At 72.1% G+C, this 16,918-nt stretch carries 16 protein-coding genes and 1 tRNA gene; 6 read left to right on the top strand and 11 right to left on the bottom strand.

Annotated features, from left to right (window positions below):
* Nucleotides 1–4: 4 nt before the first annotated feature.
* The 4 genes from mshC to AB0F56_RS05780 form a co-directional block, all read right to left on the bottom strand.
* Nucleotides 5–1,234: a cysteine--1-D-myo-inosityl 2-amino-2-deoxy-alpha-D-glucopyranoside ligase gene (mshC, locus tag AB0F56_RS05795; RefSeq protein ID WP_362004422.1), complete on the bottom strand. Its 1,230-nt coding sequence runs from the start codon at nt 1,232–1,234 to the stop codon at nt 5–7.
* A 178-nt stretch (nt 1,235–1,412) separates the two neighbouring features.
* The gene (locus tag AB0F56_RS05790; RefSeq protein ID WP_362004420.1) at nt 1,413–2,249 is read right to left on the bottom strand and encodes an SCO1664 family protein; all 837 of its coding nucleotides are present in this window, start codon (nt 2,247–2,249) and stop codon (nt 1,413–1,415) included.
* A complete protein-coding gene (locus tag AB0F56_RS05785) occupies nt 2,213–2,803 on the bottom strand; it encodes a DUF3090 domain-containing protein (protein ID WP_362004417.1) in 591 nt (196 codons plus the stop codon). Before AB0F56_RS05785 ends, AB0F56_RS05790 begins: the two co-directional genes overlap by 37 nt.
* 77 nt (nt 2,804–2,880) lie before the next feature.
* Nucleotides 2,881–3,570: a histidine phosphatase family protein gene (locus tag AB0F56_RS05780; protein WP_362004414.1), complete on the bottom strand. Its 690-nt coding sequence runs from the start codon at nt 3,568–3,570 to the stop codon at nt 2,881–2,883.
* A gap of 114 nt (nt 3,571–3,684) precedes the next feature.
* Between AB0F56_RS05780 and AB0F56_RS05775 the strand changes: the two genes are divergently transcribed.
* Entirely contained in the window at nt 3,685–4,677 is a 993-nt protein-coding gene (locus tag AB0F56_RS05775) for a magnesium and cobalt transport protein CorA (protein WP_362004411.1), read from the top strand.
* 36 nt (nt 4,678–4,713) lie between these two features.
* Here the strand turns inward: AB0F56_RS05775 and AB0F56_RS05770 are convergent, their stop codons facing one another.
* Complete coding sequence (locus tag AB0F56_RS05770; protein ID WP_362004408.1) at nt 4,714–5,499, bottom strand: ferritin-like domain-containing protein; 786 nt, start codon at nt 5,497–5,499, stop codon at nt 4,714–4,716.
* Nucleotides 5,500–5,722: 223 nt separating this feature from the next.
* On the bottom strand, nt 5,723–6,772 hold the full coding sequence (locus AB0F56_RS05765; protein ID WP_362004405.1) for an LLM class F420-dependent oxidoreductase: 1,050 nt from the start codon (nt 6,770–6,772) through the stop codon (nt 5,723–5,725).
* A gap of 129 nt (nt 6,773–6,901) precedes the next feature.
* Here AB0F56_RS05765 and AB0F56_RS05760 point away from each other — a divergent pair, with 129 nt between their 5' ends.
* Nucleotides 6,902–7,888 carry an aldo/keto reductase gene (locus AB0F56_RS05760; RefSeq protein WP_362004404.1) on the top strand — a complete coding sequence of 329 codons (987 nt, stop codon included), beginning with the start codon at nt 6,902–6,904 and terminating at the stop codon, nt 7,886–7,888.
* Nucleotides 7,885–10,044: an ATP-dependent RecD-like DNA helicase gene (locus tag AB0F56_RS05755; RefSeq protein ID WP_362004401.1), complete on the top strand. Its 2,160-nt coding sequence runs from the start codon at nt 7,885–7,887 to the stop codon at nt 10,042–10,044. The genes AB0F56_RS05760 and AB0F56_RS05755 overlap by 4 nt, the downstream gene beginning before the upstream one ends.
* 60 nt (nt 10,045–10,104) lie before the next feature.
* On the opposite strand, the gene AB0F56_RS05750 is transcribed toward AB0F56_RS05755, so the two are convergent.
* On the bottom strand, nt 10,105–10,752 hold the full coding sequence (locus AB0F56_RS05750; protein WP_362004398.1) for a hypothetical protein: 648 nt from the start codon (nt 10,750–10,752) through the stop codon (nt 10,105–10,107).
* Between the two features lie 47 nt (nt 10,753–10,799).
* On the opposite strand from AB0F56_RS05750, the gene AB0F56_RS05745 reads away from it, so the two are divergent.
* Nucleotides 10,800–10,988: a DUF5703 family protein gene (locus tag AB0F56_RS05745; RefSeq protein WP_362004395.1), complete on the top strand. Its 189-nt coding sequence runs from the start codon at nt 10,800–10,802 to the stop codon at nt 10,986–10,988.
* A gap of 50 nt (nt 10,989–11,038) precedes the next feature.
* Here the strand turns inward: AB0F56_RS05745 and AB0F56_RS05740 are convergent, their stop codons facing one another.
* The 3 genes from AB0F56_RS05740 to AB0F56_RS05730 all read right to left on the bottom strand — a co-directional run bounded on the left by AB0F56_RS05740 (nt 11,039) and on the right by AB0F56_RS05730 (nt 13,742).
* On the bottom strand, nt 11,039–11,872 hold the full coding sequence (locus AB0F56_RS05740) for a chaplin (protein WP_362004392.1): 834 nt from the start codon (nt 11,870–11,872) through the stop codon (nt 11,039–11,041).
* Between the two features lie 155 nt (nt 11,873–12,027).
* Complete coding sequence (gene chpH, locus AB0F56_RS05735) at nt 12,028–12,261, bottom strand: chaplin ChpH (RefSeq protein ID WP_362004389.1); 234 nt, start codon at nt 12,259–12,261, stop codon at nt 12,028–12,030.
* 155 nt (nt 12,262–12,416) lie between these two features.
* Complete coding sequence (locus AB0F56_RS05730; RefSeq protein ID WP_362004387.1) at nt 12,417–13,742, bottom strand: M20/M25/M40 family metallo-hydrolase; 1,326 nt, start codon at nt 13,740–13,742, stop codon at nt 12,417–12,419.
* 209 nt (nt 13,743–13,951) lie between these two features.
* On the opposite strand from AB0F56_RS05730, the gene AB0F56_RS05725 reads away from it, so the two are divergent.
* A tRNA-Leu gene (locus AB0F56_RS05725) sits at nt 13,952–14,039 on the top strand.
* Nucleotides 14,040–14,086: 47 nt separating this feature from the next.
* A complete protein-coding gene (locus AB0F56_RS05720; RefSeq protein ID WP_362004384.1) occupies nt 14,087–15,025 on the top strand; it encodes an RluA family pseudouridine synthase in 939 nt (312 codons plus the stop codon).
* A 256-nt stretch (nt 15,026–15,281) separates the two neighbouring features.
* On the opposite strand, the gene AB0F56_RS05715 is transcribed toward AB0F56_RS05720, so the two are convergent.
* Nucleotides 15,282–16,754, bottom strand: coding sequence for an amino acid permease (locus tag AB0F56_RS05715; protein ID WP_362004381.1), 1,473 nt, complete (start codon nt 16,752–16,754; stop codon nt 15,282–15,284).
* Between the last annotated feature and the right edge of the window lie 164 nt (nt 16,755–16,918).

The following is a 16,918-nucleotide window of genomic DNA, read 5'->3' as shown; positions in this document are numbered from 1 at the left end:
GGAGCTACAGGGCCACTCCGAGCAGGGCGTCCACGGTGCGGGAGACGAGACCGGGCGCGGACTCGTCCGTACCGCCCTCGGCGTGCTGCCGCTCGGCCCACCGGTCGACCGCGGCGAGCGCGGCCGGCGCGTCGAGGTCGTCGGCGAGCGCCTCGCGGACCTCCTCGACCAGCGCGTCGGCGGACGGGCCGTCGGGGCGGGAGACGGCGGCGCGCCACCGGTCCAGGCGGTCCACGGCGTCCTGGAGGACCTGGTCGGTCCACTCCCAGTCGGCGCGGTAGTGGTGCGAGAGGAGCGAGAGCCGGATGGCGGCCGGGTCGACGCCCTGGCGGCGGAGCGCCGAGACGAAGACCAGGTTGCCCTTGGACTTGGACATCTTCTCGCCGTCGAGGGCGACCATGCCGGCGTGCACGTACGCCTTGGCCATGGGGAACTCGCCGGTCAGCGCCTGAGCGTGGGAGGCGCCCATCTCGTGGTGCGGGAAGATCAGGTCGGAGCCGCCGCCCTGGACGTCGAAGCTCATGCCCAGGTGGTCGAGGGCGATCGCGACGCACTCGATGTGCCAGCCGGGGCGGCCGGGGCCGAGGCTGCCGCCGTCCCAGCTCGGCTCGCCCTCGCGGGCTGCCATCCAGAGCATCGGGTCGAGCGCGTTCTTCTTGCCCGGACGGTCCGGGTCGCCGCCGCGCTCGGCGGACAGGTGGCGCATCAGCTCGGTGTCGTAGTTCGACACCTGCCCGAAGTGCGGGTCGGCCTCGACGGAGAAGTAGATGTCGCCGTCGAGTTCGTAGGCCGCGCCGGAGTCCCGGAGCCGCTCGACGAGCGGCACGATGCCGGGTATGGCCTCGACCGCGCCGATGTAGTGCTGCGGGGGCAGCATCCGCAGGGCGGTCATGTCCTCGCGGAAGAGGGCGGTCTCGCGCTCGGCGAGGCCGACCCAGTCGACGCCGTCGCGGATCGCGCGCTCCAGGAGCGGATCGTCGACGTCGGTGACGTTCTGGACGTAGTGAACCTGCCGCTTGGTGTCGAGCCACACGCGCTGAACGAGGTCGAACGCGTTGTAGGTCGCCGCGTGACCCATGTGGGTCGCGTCGTACGGCGTGATGCCACAGACGTAGATACGGGCGACGGGACCGGGGGCGAGGGTCACTCGGCCACCGGTCGCGGTGTCGTGGATCCGGAGGTCGCGGCCCTTGCCGGGCAGGGCGGGGACCTCAGAAGCGGGCCAGGCATGCATGACCTGAGCGTAACCGGACACTCGTTCCGGATACGAACCGGATGCGGGATCTTGGCCGAGGAGGCGCTCTTGCAGCTCGCGGCCGTTCATGCATACCCCCTGGGGGGTACGGCCCTCGGAGGGGCTTGGCCGGATTCGATCGGTCGGACGGAGCCCAGGGCGGCGCGGCGCCGGGAGGTCAGACCGGCGGCCAGGGGATCGCCGGCCACTGCCCGGAGGGCTCCGGGTGGCGGCCGGTGGTGCGCAGAGCGGTGACACGGCGGCGCAGGGCGTCCACCTCGGCGGCGGTGAGCAGCTCCGCCAGTCGGGTGGCGAGCGGCGTCCCGGGGGCGAGGAAGCCGTCGAGCCGCTCCAGGACCGCGGTGGCCTCGGCGGGCAGCTCCTCGCCCGCCCAGCCCCACAGCAGCGTCCGCAGCTTGTCGTCCACGTGGAAGGTCACCCCGTGGTCGATGCCGTAGAGGCGGCCGTCCGGCGCGGGCAGCAGGTGCCCGCCCTTGCGGTCACCGTTGTTGATGACGGCGTCCAGGACGGCGAGCCGGCGCAGCTCGGGGCGGTCGGCGTGGACGAGCAGGGCGGTGCGGTCCTCGCCGACCTGGGCGGGCCCGACTGCCTTCCACCCCTCCCCCGCCTCCTCGTCCTCGGTGAGGGCCAGCAGGCTCGCCCCCGGGTCGGCGTCGATCCACAGCTGGACCATGCCCTCGCCGTACGGGCCGTCCCGCAGCACCGTGGGCGGCACGAGGCCCCAGCCGGTGGCCTCGGAGAGCTCGTAGGCCGCGACCTCGCGCTGGGCGAGGGTGCCGTCGGGGAAGTCCCAGAGGGGCTGCTCGCCGGCGACGGGCTTGTAGACGCACTCGGCCTCGGCGCCGTCGAGGGAGACGGCACAGACGAGCACCGCGTTGGAGGCCTCGCGGACCTGGCCGCGCACGGTCAGCTCGCCCTTGGTGAGCAGGTCGACGACCGCCCGGTTGTCGAGGCCGCTCATGCTCCGCGTCGGTATCCGTTCTGGCGGGGGCACACATGGCCCTCGGGGTCGAGGGGCAGGCTGCACAGCGGGCACGGCGGGCGGCCGGCGTTGACCACGTCGAGGGCGCGCTTGGCGAAGGCCCTGGCCTGCGCCCCGGTGAGGCGGACGCGCAGCATCGGCGGCCCGTTCTCCTCGTCCTGGAGCAGCCGTTCCTCGGCGGCGGCGAGGTCCTCCTCGGACTCGGCCTCGAGTTCGACGAGCGCCTGCGCCTCGACGATCATGCGCTGCTCCTCGCCGTCCCAGGCGAGCGCCATGGTGCCGACCCGGAACTCCTCCTCGACGGGCACGTCGAGGGGCGCGGTGTCGGCGATGTCGGTCGGCGCGACGGCCGGGACGGGCGCGTTGCCGCCGGTGCGGCGGACCACCTCGTCGAGGAGTTCGTCGATGCGTTCGGCGAGCGCGGCGACCTGGGTCTTCTCCAGGGCCACGCTGGTGACCCGGCCGGCCGCGGACGCCTGCAGGAAGAACGTACGGCGGCCAGGCAGCCCGACCGTGCCGGCCACGAAACGCTCCGGTGGGTCGTAGAGGAACACCTGACGGGACACGTCCCTGACTCCCTTGGGTCTCGGCAGTGATGGAGGCCCGCGCTACAGCGGCCCGTCCACCCTACTGCGCGGATGGATCACGGTGCGCCCGCACCGCCCCCGACCTCGGCGGCCCCGTTCGGGTCGGCGCTCGCCTTGGGCGCGAGGGCGGCGAAGTCGCCGGTGTCGCCGAGGCGCACGAGGAAGGGGCGCAGCCTGGTGTAGCGGATGACGGTGACGGAGCAGGGGTCGACGTGGATGCGCTGGAAGAGGTCCAGGTGCATGCCGAGGGCGTCGGCGACGATCGACTTGATGATGTCGCCGTGGGAGCACATGGCGTAGACGGCGTCCTCGCCGTGATCGGCCTCCACACGCGCGTTCCAGTCCCGAACGGCGTCGACGGCTCGGGCCTGCATGGCGCGCATCGACTCGCCGCCGGGGAAGGCGGCGGCGGAGGCGTGGGCCTGGACGACCTGCATGAGGGGCTCGTCGGCCAGTTCGGCGAGCTTGCGGCCCGACCAGTCGCCGTAGTCGCACTCGCTGATCCGCTCCTCGGTGTGGAGCGGCAGCCCGGGCCGGGCGTCCAGGAGGGGCTGCAGGGTCTCGCGGCAGCGCTGGAGCGGGCTGGTGACGACGGCCGCGAGCGGCACCCCGTCGAGCCGCCCGGGCAGCGCGGCGGCCTGCGCGAGCCCCCGCTCGTCGAGTGCGACCCCGGGCAGCCGCCCGGCGAGGACCCCGGAGGTGTTGGCGGTGGAGCGTCCGTGCCGGACGAGAAGAAGCGTGGCCATGGCGGCAAGAGTAGGGGGTGTCCTGTGGGCCATGCCGGGCTCCCGACGTCTGGCACGCACGCACGCGCGCGTGCGGGGTGTCCGCGGGTGCGGGCGGGCCTTGTACGGGGGAGAATGCGGCGCGTGATTGTGGACTCTGCCATCTACCGGGACGGGCGCCGCACGGACGGCCCCGCGGACCTGTCCGACGCCCTGGCAGAGGCGCGGGCGACCGGGAACGCCTTCCTCTGGGTCGGGCTCTACGAGCCGACGGAGGCCGAGTTCGACCATGTCTCCGACGAGTTCGCGCTGCATCCGCTGGCCGTCGAGGACGCCCTGAAGGCCCATCAGCGCCCCAAGCTGGAGATCTTCGACGATTCGCTCTTCGTCGTCCTCAAGCCCGTCGTGTACGAACCGGAGAGCGACCGGGTCTCCCTGGACGAGCTGATGCTGTTCGTGGGCGACTCCTTCGTGGTCACCGTCCGGCACGGCGAGGGCGCGCCGCTGGCGGCCGTACGGCGCCGTCTGGAGGCCGAGCCCGACGTCCTCAGGCACGGTCCGACGGCCGTCCTGTACGCGGTCAGTGACGCGGTCGTGGACCACTACATCGACGTCGCCGGTGAACTCCAGGTCGACCTGGAGGAGCTGGAGGCGGACGTGTTCGCCCCGGTGGGCGTGGGCCCGTCGAACACGGCGGAGCGGATCTACACGGCCAAGCGGCAGGTCCTGGAGTTCCGGCGCGGCACCGGGCCGCTCGCGGGCCCGATGGCCCGTCTCGCGGCCGGGGACGTGCCGTTCGTGCACGAGGGCTCGCAGCCCTTCTTCCGCGACGTCAGCGACCACCTGATCCGCGCCAACGAGCAGGTGGAGGGGCTCGACCGGCTGCTCTCGGACGTCCTTGCGGCGCACCTGGCGCAGATGGGCGTGCGGCAGAACGACGACGTGCGGAAGATCTCGGCGTGGGCCGCCATGGCCGCGGTCCCCACGATGGTCGCGGGGATCTACGGCATGAACTTCGAGCACATGCCGGAACTGACGTGGACCTGGTCCTACCCGGCCCTGATCCTCATCCTGATCGGCATCGAACTGGGCCTCTACCGGCTGTTCAAGCGCCGGGGCTGGCTGTAGTCCCCGCGGCCCCGGCGCGCATCCGGTCCGGCCGTTCTAGAACGCGGGGGCCGGGGTCGCGGGGCCGCCCAGGGCGTCACGGCGCTCCGGCATCTTGAGGTCGACCATCTTGTGCCAGCCGGCGAGCCGTTCGTACCCGTACATGCCGTGGATCCCGGTGGCGAGCGCGCTCGCCTTGGCCTTCGGCCACTTCAGGATGCGGCCCATGTGGATCATCACGGCGAGGCTGACGTCGCGGTAGACCTTGATCTCGGCGAGCGCCGACTCGCGCAGGGTGCGCTGGATGAGCCGGCCGTGCCCGGCGTACGCGAGGCGCAGCAGCTCCTCGTGGCAGTACGCGAGGTGGTTCGCCTCGTCGTTGTCGATCATGTGGATGGCCTTGCCGAGCTCGGGATGGTTCCCGAAGTACGTGACCAGCATGTCCATCTGGTCGGCGGCCCGCTGCTCGGTGACCCGGCTGTGCGCGAGGTAGACGATGATGTCCTCCTCGCTCAGCGGCTCGTCCCGGCGGAGCTTGTCGTGGGCGAGGCCGATGCCGCCCTGTTCGAGGAGCATCGTGTAGTCGGTGTCGGGCGGCACCGGTACCGGTTCGAGGCCGCGCTTCTTCAGCAACGCGTTGAAGATCCGGCCGTGTTTGTCCTCGTCGGCGCCGTGCCGGGTGATCTTCGGGGCCAGGTCCCGCATGCCGGGGGCGACGAGGGCCGCGATCCGCGCGTTCTCCCAGCCTCCCTGGGACTCGCCGCTGGCGGCGATGGAGCAGAAGAGCTGGAAGGAGTCGTCGTTGTCGATGATTTCCTGGAACAGGCTCTTGGCCGTGAGCATTGCAGCCACCTCCATGCGGGCGTCCGCACGCCGCACGTCCGCAGAGAACGAGTCAAGTGCGGTACGGCCGGGTGGGCAACAGGAGGGGCGGGCCGTTCGGCTGAAAGAAGGAGCGTTCCGCCAGTAACCGTGCGCCCCGTGGAGCGTTGTGCTGCATGACGGCCGTGGCGGGGAAGACCCCCCGAGCCCCCACCACGGCCGCAGACTTCCGCGGAGCTTCCGGCTAGGCCAGGCCCGCGTGCTCCAGGGCCTCGGTGCCCGCCCGCAGCGCCGCCAGCCTCTCGTCGAGGGTGAAGCCGGCCGGGGCCAGGGTCAGGGTCGTGACACCGGCCTCCGCGTAGGCCTTCATCCGGTCGGCGATCCGGTCCACGGAGCCCAGCAGCGTGGTCTGGTCGATCAGCTGACGCGGGACGGCGGCCGCGGCGCCCGTCTTGTCGCCCGACAGGTACTTGTCCTGGATCTCGGCGGCCTGCTTCTCGTAGCCCATGCGCTGGGCCAGCTGGTTGTAGAAGTTCTGCTTCCGGCTGCCCATGCCGCCGACGTACAGGGCGGTGTACGGGCGGAAGATGTCGGCCAGGGCGTCGATGTCGTCGCCGAGGGCGATCGGGAGGGTGGGGTGGACGTCGAAGCCGTCCATCGTCAGGCCCGCCTTCTCGCGGCCCGCGCGCAGTGGCCGCAGCGCCGTCTCCTCCAGGTGCTCGGCGGAGGGGAAGATCAACAGCGCGCCGTCGGCGATCTCGCCGGTCTGCTCCAGGTTCTTCGGGCCGATCGCCGCGATGTAGAGCGGGATGTGCTCGCGCTGCGGGTGGACGGTGAGCTTGATGGGCTTGCCGGGGCCTTCCGGCAGCGGGAGCGTCCAGTGCTCGCCCTCGTACGTGAGCCGCTCGCGCGACATGGCCTTGCGGACGATCTCGACGTACTCGCGGGTGCGGGCCAGCGGCTTGTCGAACTTGACGCCGTACCAGCCCTCGGAGACCTGCGGGCCCGACACCCCGAGGCCGAGGCGGAACCGGCCGCCGGAGAGCGAGTCGAGGGTGGCGGCGGTCATCGCCGTCATCGCGGGCTGGCGCGCCGGGATCTGCATGATCGCCGAGCCGACGTCGATCCGCTCGGTCTTGGCGGCCACCCAGGAGAGCACCGTGGGCGCGTCGGAGCCATAGGCCTCGGCGGCCCAGCAGACGTCGTAGCCGAGGCGGTCCGCCTCCTGGGCGACGGCAAGATTGTCGCCGTCCATGCCCGCGCCCCAGTAGCCGAGGTTGATGCCGAGCCTCATGACCACACCCTCTTTACCGATCAGTAACGTCCCTTGGGCCGGACTCTAGCGCGCGGGTCACGGATCCGTCAGGGGGAGGTTGTCCACAGGCTCTCTCCGCGTGGGGTCTTGGCCAGTAATCTCGCGCCCATGGAGCAGAGGCATCTCGGACGTACCGGCCTGCGCGTGTCCCGGCTCGGGCTCGGCACCCTCACCTGGGGCCGGGACACCGACGAGCACGACGCCGCCGACCAGTTGAAGGCGTTCTGGGACGCGGGCGGCACGCTCGTGGACACGGCGGACGTGTACGGCGGGGGTGAGGCCGAGTACGTGCTCGGGCAGCTCATGGAGCGGCTGGTTCCGCGGCGGGATCTGGTCATCTCCACCAAGGCTGGCAGCGTGCCCGACCCGTACCGGCGGATGGACGGTTCGCGCGGGCATCTGCTGGCGGCGCTCGACGCGTCCCTGGCCCGGCTCGGCACGGACCATGTGGACCTGTGGCAGCTGCACGCGTTCGATCCGCACACCCCGCTTGAGGAGTCCCTCCAGGCGCTGGACATCGCCGTGAGCAGCGGCCGCGCGCGGTACGTGGGGGTGTCCAACTTCTGCGGGTGGCAGCTCGCGAAGGCCGGCACCTGGCAGCTCGGCGCGGCCGGTGCGGGGCGGACCCGGCTGGCGGCGACCCAGATGGAGTACTCGCTGCTCCAGCGGGGCGTCGAGCGGGAGGTGCTGCCCGCGGCCCTGGACCTGGGCATAGGCCTCCTGCCGTCCTCGCCGCTGGGGCGCGGGGTGCTGACGGGCAAGTACCGCACGGGCACGCCGACGGACTCGCGGGGCGGTTCGGAGACCATGGCCCCGTTCGTGGAGCCGTATCTCGACGAGGCCGCGAGCCGGATCGTGGACGCGGTCGCCACGGCGGCGGACGGCCTGGCGACGACCACGCTCCAGGTGGCGCTCGCCTGGGTCCGCGACCGGCCCGGCGTGACCGCCCCGGTGGTCGGCGCGCGCAACGCGCAGCAGCTCACGGCCGCTCTGTCAGTGGAGAGCCTTAGTCTTCCTGACGAGATCTGCCGGGCGCTCGACGATGTGTCGGCGCCCGTGCACCGCTATCCGGACCAGGACTGGAGCACCTTGTGACCGAGCCTTCGCGGGAGACCCCGCCCGAGGCCACCGAGCCCGAGCCGGGCGAGACCGACGAGGCCGCGGCCGAGCAGGCCCCGGAGACCGCCGAAGGCGGGACGACCGGTGCCGACGGGGGTGCCGACGGGGAGGCGAAGGCCGCCGAGGTGTCCGAGGCGCAGGCGGAGCTGGCCGCGCAGCGGGAGCTGCGGGCCCGGATCGAGCAGCGCAAGGCCGAGAAGGCGGCGCCCGTGGAAGCGGGCGCGAAGCTGAGCGGCACGGCGGCCGATCTGCTCGCGGCGGTACGAGCGGTGGAGAGCGGTACGAAGTCGGGCAGCACGTTCTTCGAGGCACCGCAGCCCGCACCCGCCTCCGCGCCCTCTCCCGAGCCGCGGCGCACCGCGCCCGTCCCGGGGCCCGCCACGCCCGTCCCGGCCGCCCCCGCGGGGCCGGTGCCCGTGGCCGCCCCGGAGACGCTGGCGGCCGTGCGGGAGGTCCTCGCGCGCGGTGGGGCGCCGGAGTCGCTGACCGGCCAGGTCGCCGCCACCCTGGGCGAGGGCGCCGCGGAGGCGTTGCGGGAGGACCCGTGGCAGCTGCTCACCGTGCCCGGAGTGCGGCCCGAGCACGCCGACGGCTTCGCCCGGGCCCTGCTCGGCGCGGAGTGCGGGCCCGACGACCCCCGCCGGGCGGTCGCCCTGGTCGCCTGGCTGCTCGAACGGGCCGCACTGAAGGGCCACACGGCCCTGGAGGACACCGCCGTACGGACCGGGCTCACCGGCCTTTCCGTGTCCGACCCGGACGAGGCGATCCGGACAGCGGCCGCCGAGGGAGCCGTGCTGCTCTTCCAGGAGGAGCAGGCCCCCGAGGAGTACGAGGACGAGGAAGGGGCCGACGCCGAAGGCCCCGAGGGCGGCAAGCGCGCCGAGTCGCCCGAGGCCGAGGAGCCCGACCTGCCGGCCCTCCTGGGGCTCGACCGGTACGCCATGGCCGAGGAGAGCCTCGCCGACGGTCTGGCCCGGCTGGTCAAGACCGTCTCGGCGGAGGTCTGGGAGGGCCCCGAGCTGGTCCGCGCGGCCGGCGCGTACGGCCTGGTCCTGCACACCGGGGGCGAGGCGGCCCGCAGCGAGCCGGTCGCGCTCGCCGAGGCCGCCCGGGAGCGGGGCCTGCGGGTCGCCGTGGCCGCGCACAGCGAGAACGGGGTCGAGCGCCTCGGCGCGGAGGCGGTGACGGTCACCGCCCTGGTGTCCGGCGCCGCCGGTCCCGGCCGGGACGAGGAGGGCTCCCTGGCCCTGGACGTGCTGGTGGTCCTGGACGCGCCCCAGCTGGACGTGGAGAGCGCGACGACGCTCGTCGAGTCCCTGCCCGACGGCTGCCGTCTCGTGCTCAGCGGGGACCCCGGTGTCCTCGGCTCCGCGGGCGCCGGCCGGGTCTTCGGCGATGTGCTGGCGGCCCGGGTCTGCCCGACGGTCGCCTCCCGCCTCCCCGACCCCGGCCCGATCGGCGAGCTCGTCTCGGGCATCGGCATCGGCGAGCTGAACCAGGTGGAGGCGCCCGGCAAGGAGGTCGTGATCGTCCCCGTCCGGGACGCGGGCGAGGCGGTCCACCGCACGGTCCAGCTCGTCGCCGACTCGATCCCCCGCGCCTTCGACGTGCCGGCCGGGGACACCCAGGTGATCACGGTCGGCCACGGTGGCTCGGCGGGCACGCGCGCGCTCAACGCGGCGCTCAAGGAGCGGCTCAACCCCGGACCCGGCCGCTTCGGCGGCTTCGACCCGGGCGACCGGGTGGCCTATGTGCCGGCCCCGGGGCGCACGGTGAGCGGGACGGTCGTGGGCGCCGACGCCGAGGGCCTGCGCCTGGAGTGCGCGGGCGAGCCCCTCGTCGTACCGAAGGAGCGGGTGGAGTCCGCGCTCCGGCACGGTTGGGCGCTCACGGCCCACCAGGCCGCCGGGATGCGCTGGCCCGCCGCGGTCGTGGTGCTGCCGGGCGACGCGGCCCAGGGCCTCGACCGGGCCTGGGTGTACACGGCGTTCGGCCGGGGCGAGCGTCATCTCTCGGTCGTCCACGGCGTGGACCAGGCCCTGCCCCGCGCGGTGGCCGAGGGCGTACCCCCGGAGCGCACGACCCGGCTGAGGGCGCTTCTGGAGGCCCTGTTGGCCGCCTCGGAGGACTGAGACGACGGAGGGCGGGGCACCCCACGGTGCCCCGCCCTCCGTCGTGCTTCGCGGTACGCCTCAGGCGTCCTGCTCCTCCAGGTCGTCGTCCAGCTCGTCGTCGAAGACGGCGCTGACGTCGAAGCGGCAGACGATCCGCTCCGGATCGGCTTGCTCGAAGGGGGCGTTCAGCCACTCCCCCGCTTCGGGCAGCTCCTCCGCGGCCGTGACCCAGAGCGTGGAGTCGCCCTCCTCCAGGCCGAACTCCTTGTGCCGCGAGGCGATTTCGTCCGGTTCGTACTCCCCGAAGAGCACGCCGAGCGCGGCATGCGTGCTGACACCGGCGCCGGCGCCCGCGTCCGACCCGTCCTCGTCGCCCTCCAGATCGGTGATGCGCTGTGCCTGGGCGAGCAGCCGCTGTGGTTCGACGACGGCGTAGTCGCGACGGATCAGTACGCTCAGGGCGTGCGGCTCCTCCGGTCCGGCGTAGGGCGGGAGCGAGTCGTCGGCGCCCGGGATCTCGAACGGGGTGACCTCGTCGTAACGGTCGTAGAGCCGCTCGTCGTAGGCCTCGGCGGCCGCGGCAAGGGCGTTGAAGGCTTCATAGACGGCCGGGTCGTCGTCCCCCGAACGACGTTCGACCGCCTCAAGGTGACGGTCCAGTGCGGTTTTGACCGCCTCGGCGGCGGCACGTACCTCGGCAGCGGTCGGCTGCGCAGCATCAGACATGGGACGCACGCTATCCGTACCGGGCCTGTGCCCGCACAATAGATGCGATGCCGGAATACGAATTTGTCGACGTGTACGTGCCGCGCGGTGTCTCCCGCAAGGAGGCGACGCGGCTTCTGACCGACCATGCCGAGTACGGCCACTGGGAGTTGGACCGCCTGGTCCTGCACCGGGACGGCAGCCGCAGGGTGCGGCTGCGCCGGCGCATCATCCGTCAGGTCCGCGCCACCTGGTGACATGAGAAGGGGCCCCGCCGTGCGGGGCCCCTCTGCGTCACGCGGTGGTCCTAGACTTGCGCGGACCGGCGGGAGCGGCGGTAGAGCACCGATCCGGCGAGGAGCAGCGCGGCGCCGGCCGGGACGGCCACGCCGAGCGGACCGGAACCGGTCTGCGCCAGCTCCTCGGTCGCCTCGGGCTGCGTGATCGTGTGCGTACCGGGCATGTTCGGGCCGTTCGGCGTCACGTTCTCGCCGGAGTCGCCCGGGCCGCCGGGGGTGCCGGGCGTGCCAGGCGTACCGGGGTTGCCGGGCGTGCCCGGGTTGCCGGGCTCACCAGGGTTCCCGGGGTTGCCAGGGTTCCCGGGGTTGCCCGGCTCACCCGGGTTGCCCGGCTCACCAGGGTTCCCGGGGTTCCCCGGGTTGCCCGGGTTCCCGGGGTTCCCCGGCTCGCCCGGGTGGCCCGGGTGCGTGGGCTCGATGCCGTTGCCGCACTCGTTGCCGAACGCCGGGTTGATGGCACCGACGACCGAGACGCTGTTCCCGCAGGCGTTCACGGGGGCGTCGACCGGCACCTGGATGGTGTTCCCGGAGGCGACGCCCGGGGAGTTGCTCGTCCCGCCCTCGGCCGAGGAGCCGCGGTGCTTGCCCGTGCCCGGCTTGGAGACGTTGGCGCACTTGTTGCCGAACGCCGGGTTCATCAGACCGACGACGTTGACGGTGTTTCCGCAGACGTTGACCGGCGCGTGCACCGGAACCTGGACGGTGTTCCCGGACGCGACGCCCGGGGAATTCGAGGCCGCGCCGTTCGCACTCGAATCGGCATTCGCATAACCACCACCGAGGGCGATGACTCCGCCCGCGGCCGCAACGGTGATCAGGCCCTTGCGTGTGACCTGTCGCATAGCTTGTTCCCTGCCTTTTCGGCTTCTGCCTTCTGGCTTCAGAAGAGGGGCCACCGAGCCCGAACGCCCGGGGCGGAATGCCCGCCGGCCCCGGAGTGCATGGCACGCACTCCGGGGCCGGCCTGGCTCAGACCCTCACGGGTCGAGGCACAACGTCAGGCGTTGACGCAGGTGTTGCCGAAGGTGGGGTTCAGCAGCCCGATCACGGAGACCGTGTTGCCGCACACGTTCACCGGGACGTGGACCGGCACCTGGACGACGTTGCCCGAGAGCACGCCGGGGGAACCGATGGCGGCACCCTGGGCACCCGAGTCGGCAACGGCCATGCCCGCACCCGCGAGAACGAGACCGCCGGTGGCAGCCGCAGCAGCGACGACCTTCTTGATCATTATTCCTCCTTGTTGGCAATGCGATCCCAGCCGCGGACCGCACCACCTGTAACGAGGGGGAAGTAATGGGGCTACGAGCCTATGAGTGCATTCACTCTTTCCGGTCTAAGGCGTACGTGCGGCCGATTATCGGAGACAGGTGAACGAGATGCGGTTCAGGAGGCGTCGATGAACCGGTCGAGCACACGGACGCCGAACTTCAGCCCGTCGACCGGCACTCGCTCGTCCACGCCGTGGAACATCCCGGCGAAGTCCAGCTCCGGCGGCAGCTGGAGCGGCGCGAAGCCGAAGCAGCGGATGCCGAGGTCGTCGAAGGACTTGGCGTCGGTGCCGCCGGAGAGCATGTACGGCACCGCCCGGGCGATGGGGTCCTCGGCGCGCAGGGCCAGCTGCATGGCGTCCACGAGGGCGCCGTCGAAGCTGGTCTCCAGGGCCTTGTCCCCGTGCACGTCCTCGCGCTTGACCCGGGGGCCGAGGATCCGGTCGAGGTCGGCCAGGAACTCCTGCTCGTAGCCCGGCAGGAACCTTCCGTCGACGTGGGCCGTGGCCTGGCCGGGGATGACGTTGACCTTGTACCCGGCGCCGAGCATGGTCGGGGCGGCGGAGTTGCGCAGGGTCGCGCCGACCATCTTGGCGATGCCGCCCAGCTTGGCGAGCGTCGCCTCCATGTCCTCGGGGTCGAGCGGGGTGCCCAGCGCGTCCGAGAGCTCGTCCAGGAAGGACCGTACGGTCTTGGTGACCCTCACCGGCCACTGGTGGCGGCCGAGGCGGCCCACGGCCTCGCAGAGCTCCGTGATGGCGTTGTCGTTGTTGGTCATCGAGCCGTGCCCGGCCGTGCCCTCGACGGTCAGCCGCATCCAGTGCATGCCCTTCTGGGCCGTCTCGACCAGATAGAGCCGCAGGTTCTCGTTGACGGTGAAGGAGAAGCCGCCGACCTCGCCGATCGCCTCCGTCACCCCGTCGAAGAGGTCCCGGTGGTGGTCGACCAGGTGCCGGGCGCCGTAGGTGCCGCCCGCCTCCTCGTCGGCGAGGAAGGCCAGGACGATGTCGCGCGGGGGTTTACGGCCGCTGCGCATCCGGTCGCGGACGACCGCGAGGGTCATCGCGTCCATGTCCTTCATGTCGACCGCGCCCCGGCCCCAGACGCAGCCGTCGGCGACCTCGCCGGAGAAGGGGTGGTGGGTCCAGTCCTCGGCGTTGGCCGGCACGACGTCGGTGTGGCCGTGGATGAGCAGGGCCGGCCGCGACGGGTCCTCGCCCTCGATCCGGGCGACGGTGGAAGCCCGCCCCTTGTGCGACTCGATGATCTTCGGCTCGAGACCGACCTCCGCGAGCTTCTCGGCGACGTACTCCGCCGCCGCACGCTCGCCCGGGCCGGAGTGGTCGCCGTAGTTGCTGGTGTCGATGCGGATGAGGTCACGACAGAGGTCGACGACCTCGTCCTCGCCGGTGACGCTCCGGCCCGTGTTCGACTCGCTCACGCTGCTTCCTCCCACTACGTGCCCCACGTGCTTGCTGGTGGACGCCCCCATCCTCGCGCGCCCGACCCCCGGGACCCAAGGGCGGCCGCCGGCCGACATCCGCCCGTCACACGGTTTCGGCCCGAACGGGGGTGGTGATCGACCACCTCCAATGTTTGCTATGGTTTTCCACGTCGGAACGGCCGAGCGGCCGGAAAGACAGACACCTTGTCCGGGTGGCGGAATGGCAGACGCGCTAGCTTGAGGTGCTAGTGCCCTTTATCGGGCGTGGGGGTTCAAGTCCCCCCTCGGACACCAGCGAAGGACCCCACGTCATGTGGGGTCCTTCTCGCGTTGGAGAGGCGATGGGACGGAGAACGAAGCGGCCGGTCGCGCCGCTCGCGCAGCGGGACGGGATCGACCCCGTGCGGCTGCGGCTGCCCGAGGCCTCCGAGGAGGGCCGGGCGACCGTCGGGGCGTACCTCCGGGAGCGGTACGGCGGGGCCGTCGGGGACGCGCGGGTCCGGGAGATGGTGCGGGACGGGCGGTTCGTGGGCGCCGACGGGCGGCCCGTCCGGGAGGACGAGCCGTACGCGGAGGGCACGTACCTCTGGTTCCACCGGGACTTCCCCGCCGAGGAGCGGGTGCCGTTCGAGATCGGGGTCGTGCACCGGGACGAGCGGATCGTCGTCGTCGACAAGCCGCACTTCCTGGCGACGATGCCGCGCGGCCGGCATGTGACCGAGACCGCGCTCGCACGGCTGCGGCGGGAGCTGGGCGTGCCAGAGCTGCAGCCCGCGCACCGGCTGGACCGGCTGACGGCCGGGCTCGTGCTCTTCGTGGTGCGGCCGGGGGACCGGGGCGCGTACCAGACGCTGTTCCGGGACCGGCTGGTCGGCAAGGAGTACGAGGCGGTGGCGGCGTACGACCCCGGGGTCGTGCTGCCGGTGACCGTACGGAGCCGGATCGTCAAGGAGCGCGGGGTGATCGCCGCGCGGGAGGAGCCGGGCGAGCCGAACAGCGAGAGCCGGATCGAGCTGGTCGAGCGGCGGGGCGGGCTCGGGCGGTACCGGCTGCTGCCGATGACCGGGCGGACCCATCAGCTGCGGGTGCACATGAACAGCCTGGGGCTGCCGATCCTGCACGACCCGGTCTATCCGGTGGTCCGGGAGGACGGCCCCGAGGACTACACGCGGCCGCTGCAACTGCTCGCGCGGGTCCTCGAGTTCACCGACCCGGTGACGGGGGTGGAGCTGCGCTTCGAGAGCGGGCTGCGGCTCGACGGGATGGACACGGACGCGTAGGGCCTGTCCGGCGGATCAGGGTCGGAGAGGCCGCGGCGTCTGGTGCATGGGGCCTCCCCAGGCCCTCTGGGCCTGGGGGACGCATCGCAAGGCGCCGGAGCGTCTCGATAGCGGAGCTATCGGGGCGCTTCGGCAACGCGGCGAGGCGCCGTGCCAGACTCCGGCGGCCCCGGCCATGATCCGCCGGACAGGCCCTGGACGCGGGAGACCCCCGCAGGCCGCCGCCTGCGGGGGTCTCGTCGCCCCGTGGGGGGTCTCAGTCCTGGCGCGTCGCCGCGGTCGCGCGGACCCGCTTGCGGACCAGGAACCAGCCGCCGACCAGCGCGGCCGCGATCAGCGGGAGGCAGTTGACGGTGGTGCGGCTGATGCCGCCGTCCATCCACATCAGGACCAGCACCGAGCCGAGGAAGACCAGCGTGACGATCTGGGTGTACGGGGCCCAGGGCAGCTGGTAGCCGGGGCGGGTGACCCGGCCTTCCTTGGAGCGGTTCACGAAGAGCAGCGAGCAGACCATGATCATGGCCCAGGTGCCGATGATGCCGATGGAGGCGAAGTTCAGCACGAGCTCGAAGGCCTCGCCGGGCATGACGTAGTTCAGGCCGACTCCGAGGACACCGAAGGCGGCGGTCAGCAGGATGCCGCCGTAGGGGACGCCGCCCTTGTTCATGACGCCGGTGAACTTGGGCGCGGAGCCCGACAGCGACATGGAGCGCAGGATCCGGCCGGTGGAGTACAGGCCCGAGTTGAGGCTGGAGAGCGCGGCCGTCAGGACGACCAGGTTCATGACGCCCGCGGCGCCGGGGATGCCCAGCTTGTCGAAGACGGTGACGAAGGGGCTCTGGTCGCCGGAGTACGCGGTGTACGGCAGGAGCAGCGCGAGCAGGACGACGGAGCCGACGTAGAAGAGGCCCACGCGCCACATGATCGAGTTGATCGCCTTCGGCATGATCTTCTCGGGGTTCTCGGTCTCGCCGGCGGCGACGCCGCACAGCTCGACGGAGGCGTACGCGAAGACGACGCCCTGGATCAGCAGCAGCATCGGCATGACACCGCTGGGGAAGATGCCGCCGTTGTCGGTGATGGTGGAGAAGCCCGGGGTGTGGCCGCCGACCTCGTGCGAGGTCACGATCAGGAAGATGCCGATCAGCATGAAGGCGACGAGCGCGCCGACCTTGATGATCGCGAACCAGAACTCCATCTCGCCGAAGTACTTCACGGAGATGAGGTTGGCGGCGAGGACGACCGCGAGGGCGATCAGGGCGAGGATCCACTGCGGGACGTCGCTGAACATGGCCCAGAAGTGGGCGTAGGTCGCGGCCGCGGTGATGTCGGCGATGGCGGTGGTCGACCAGTTGAGGAAGTAGAGCCAGCCGGCCGTGTAGGCACCCTTCTCGCCCATGAACTCACGGGCGTAGGAGACGAAGGCGCCGGAGGAGGGGCGGTAGAGGACCAGCTCGCCGAGGGCCCGCACCACGAAGAAGGCGAAGACGCCGCAGACGGCGTAGGCGATGAAGAGGGACGGTCCCGCGTTGGCCATGCGGCCACCGGCGCCGAGGAAGAGGCCGGTGCCGATCGCGCCGCCGATGGCGATCATGTTGATGTGCCGGGACTTGAGGTCCTTGCGGTATCCGGCGTCACCGGCGTCGACGTGGGGGGACGCTCCGGTGGCCGCCGCCGGTGGCGGCGTGGCGGACAGCGTGTCGGCCGCAGAGGGGGTGCGGTCACTCATGGAGTTGTTCGCCTTCGTGAGGGGGAGGGTCTGTGCGGTACCCGGCCGCGCGCGCGTGGAGGTCGTCCACGGCTCTTACGGCCAGCGCACATCGTCACGGCACGGCGGGAATTCGGCAGTGGCCAATGTCACTGAACGCCCTTATTTGAGCTACTTCTGAGGTT

Source organism: Streptomyces sp. NPDC026092, assembly GCF_040638605.1.
Taxonomy (GTDB): domain Bacteria; phylum Actinomycetota; class Actinomycetes; order Streptomycetales; family Streptomycetaceae; genus Streptomyces.
This window is presented reverse-complemented; position numbering and strand designations above follow the sequence as displayed.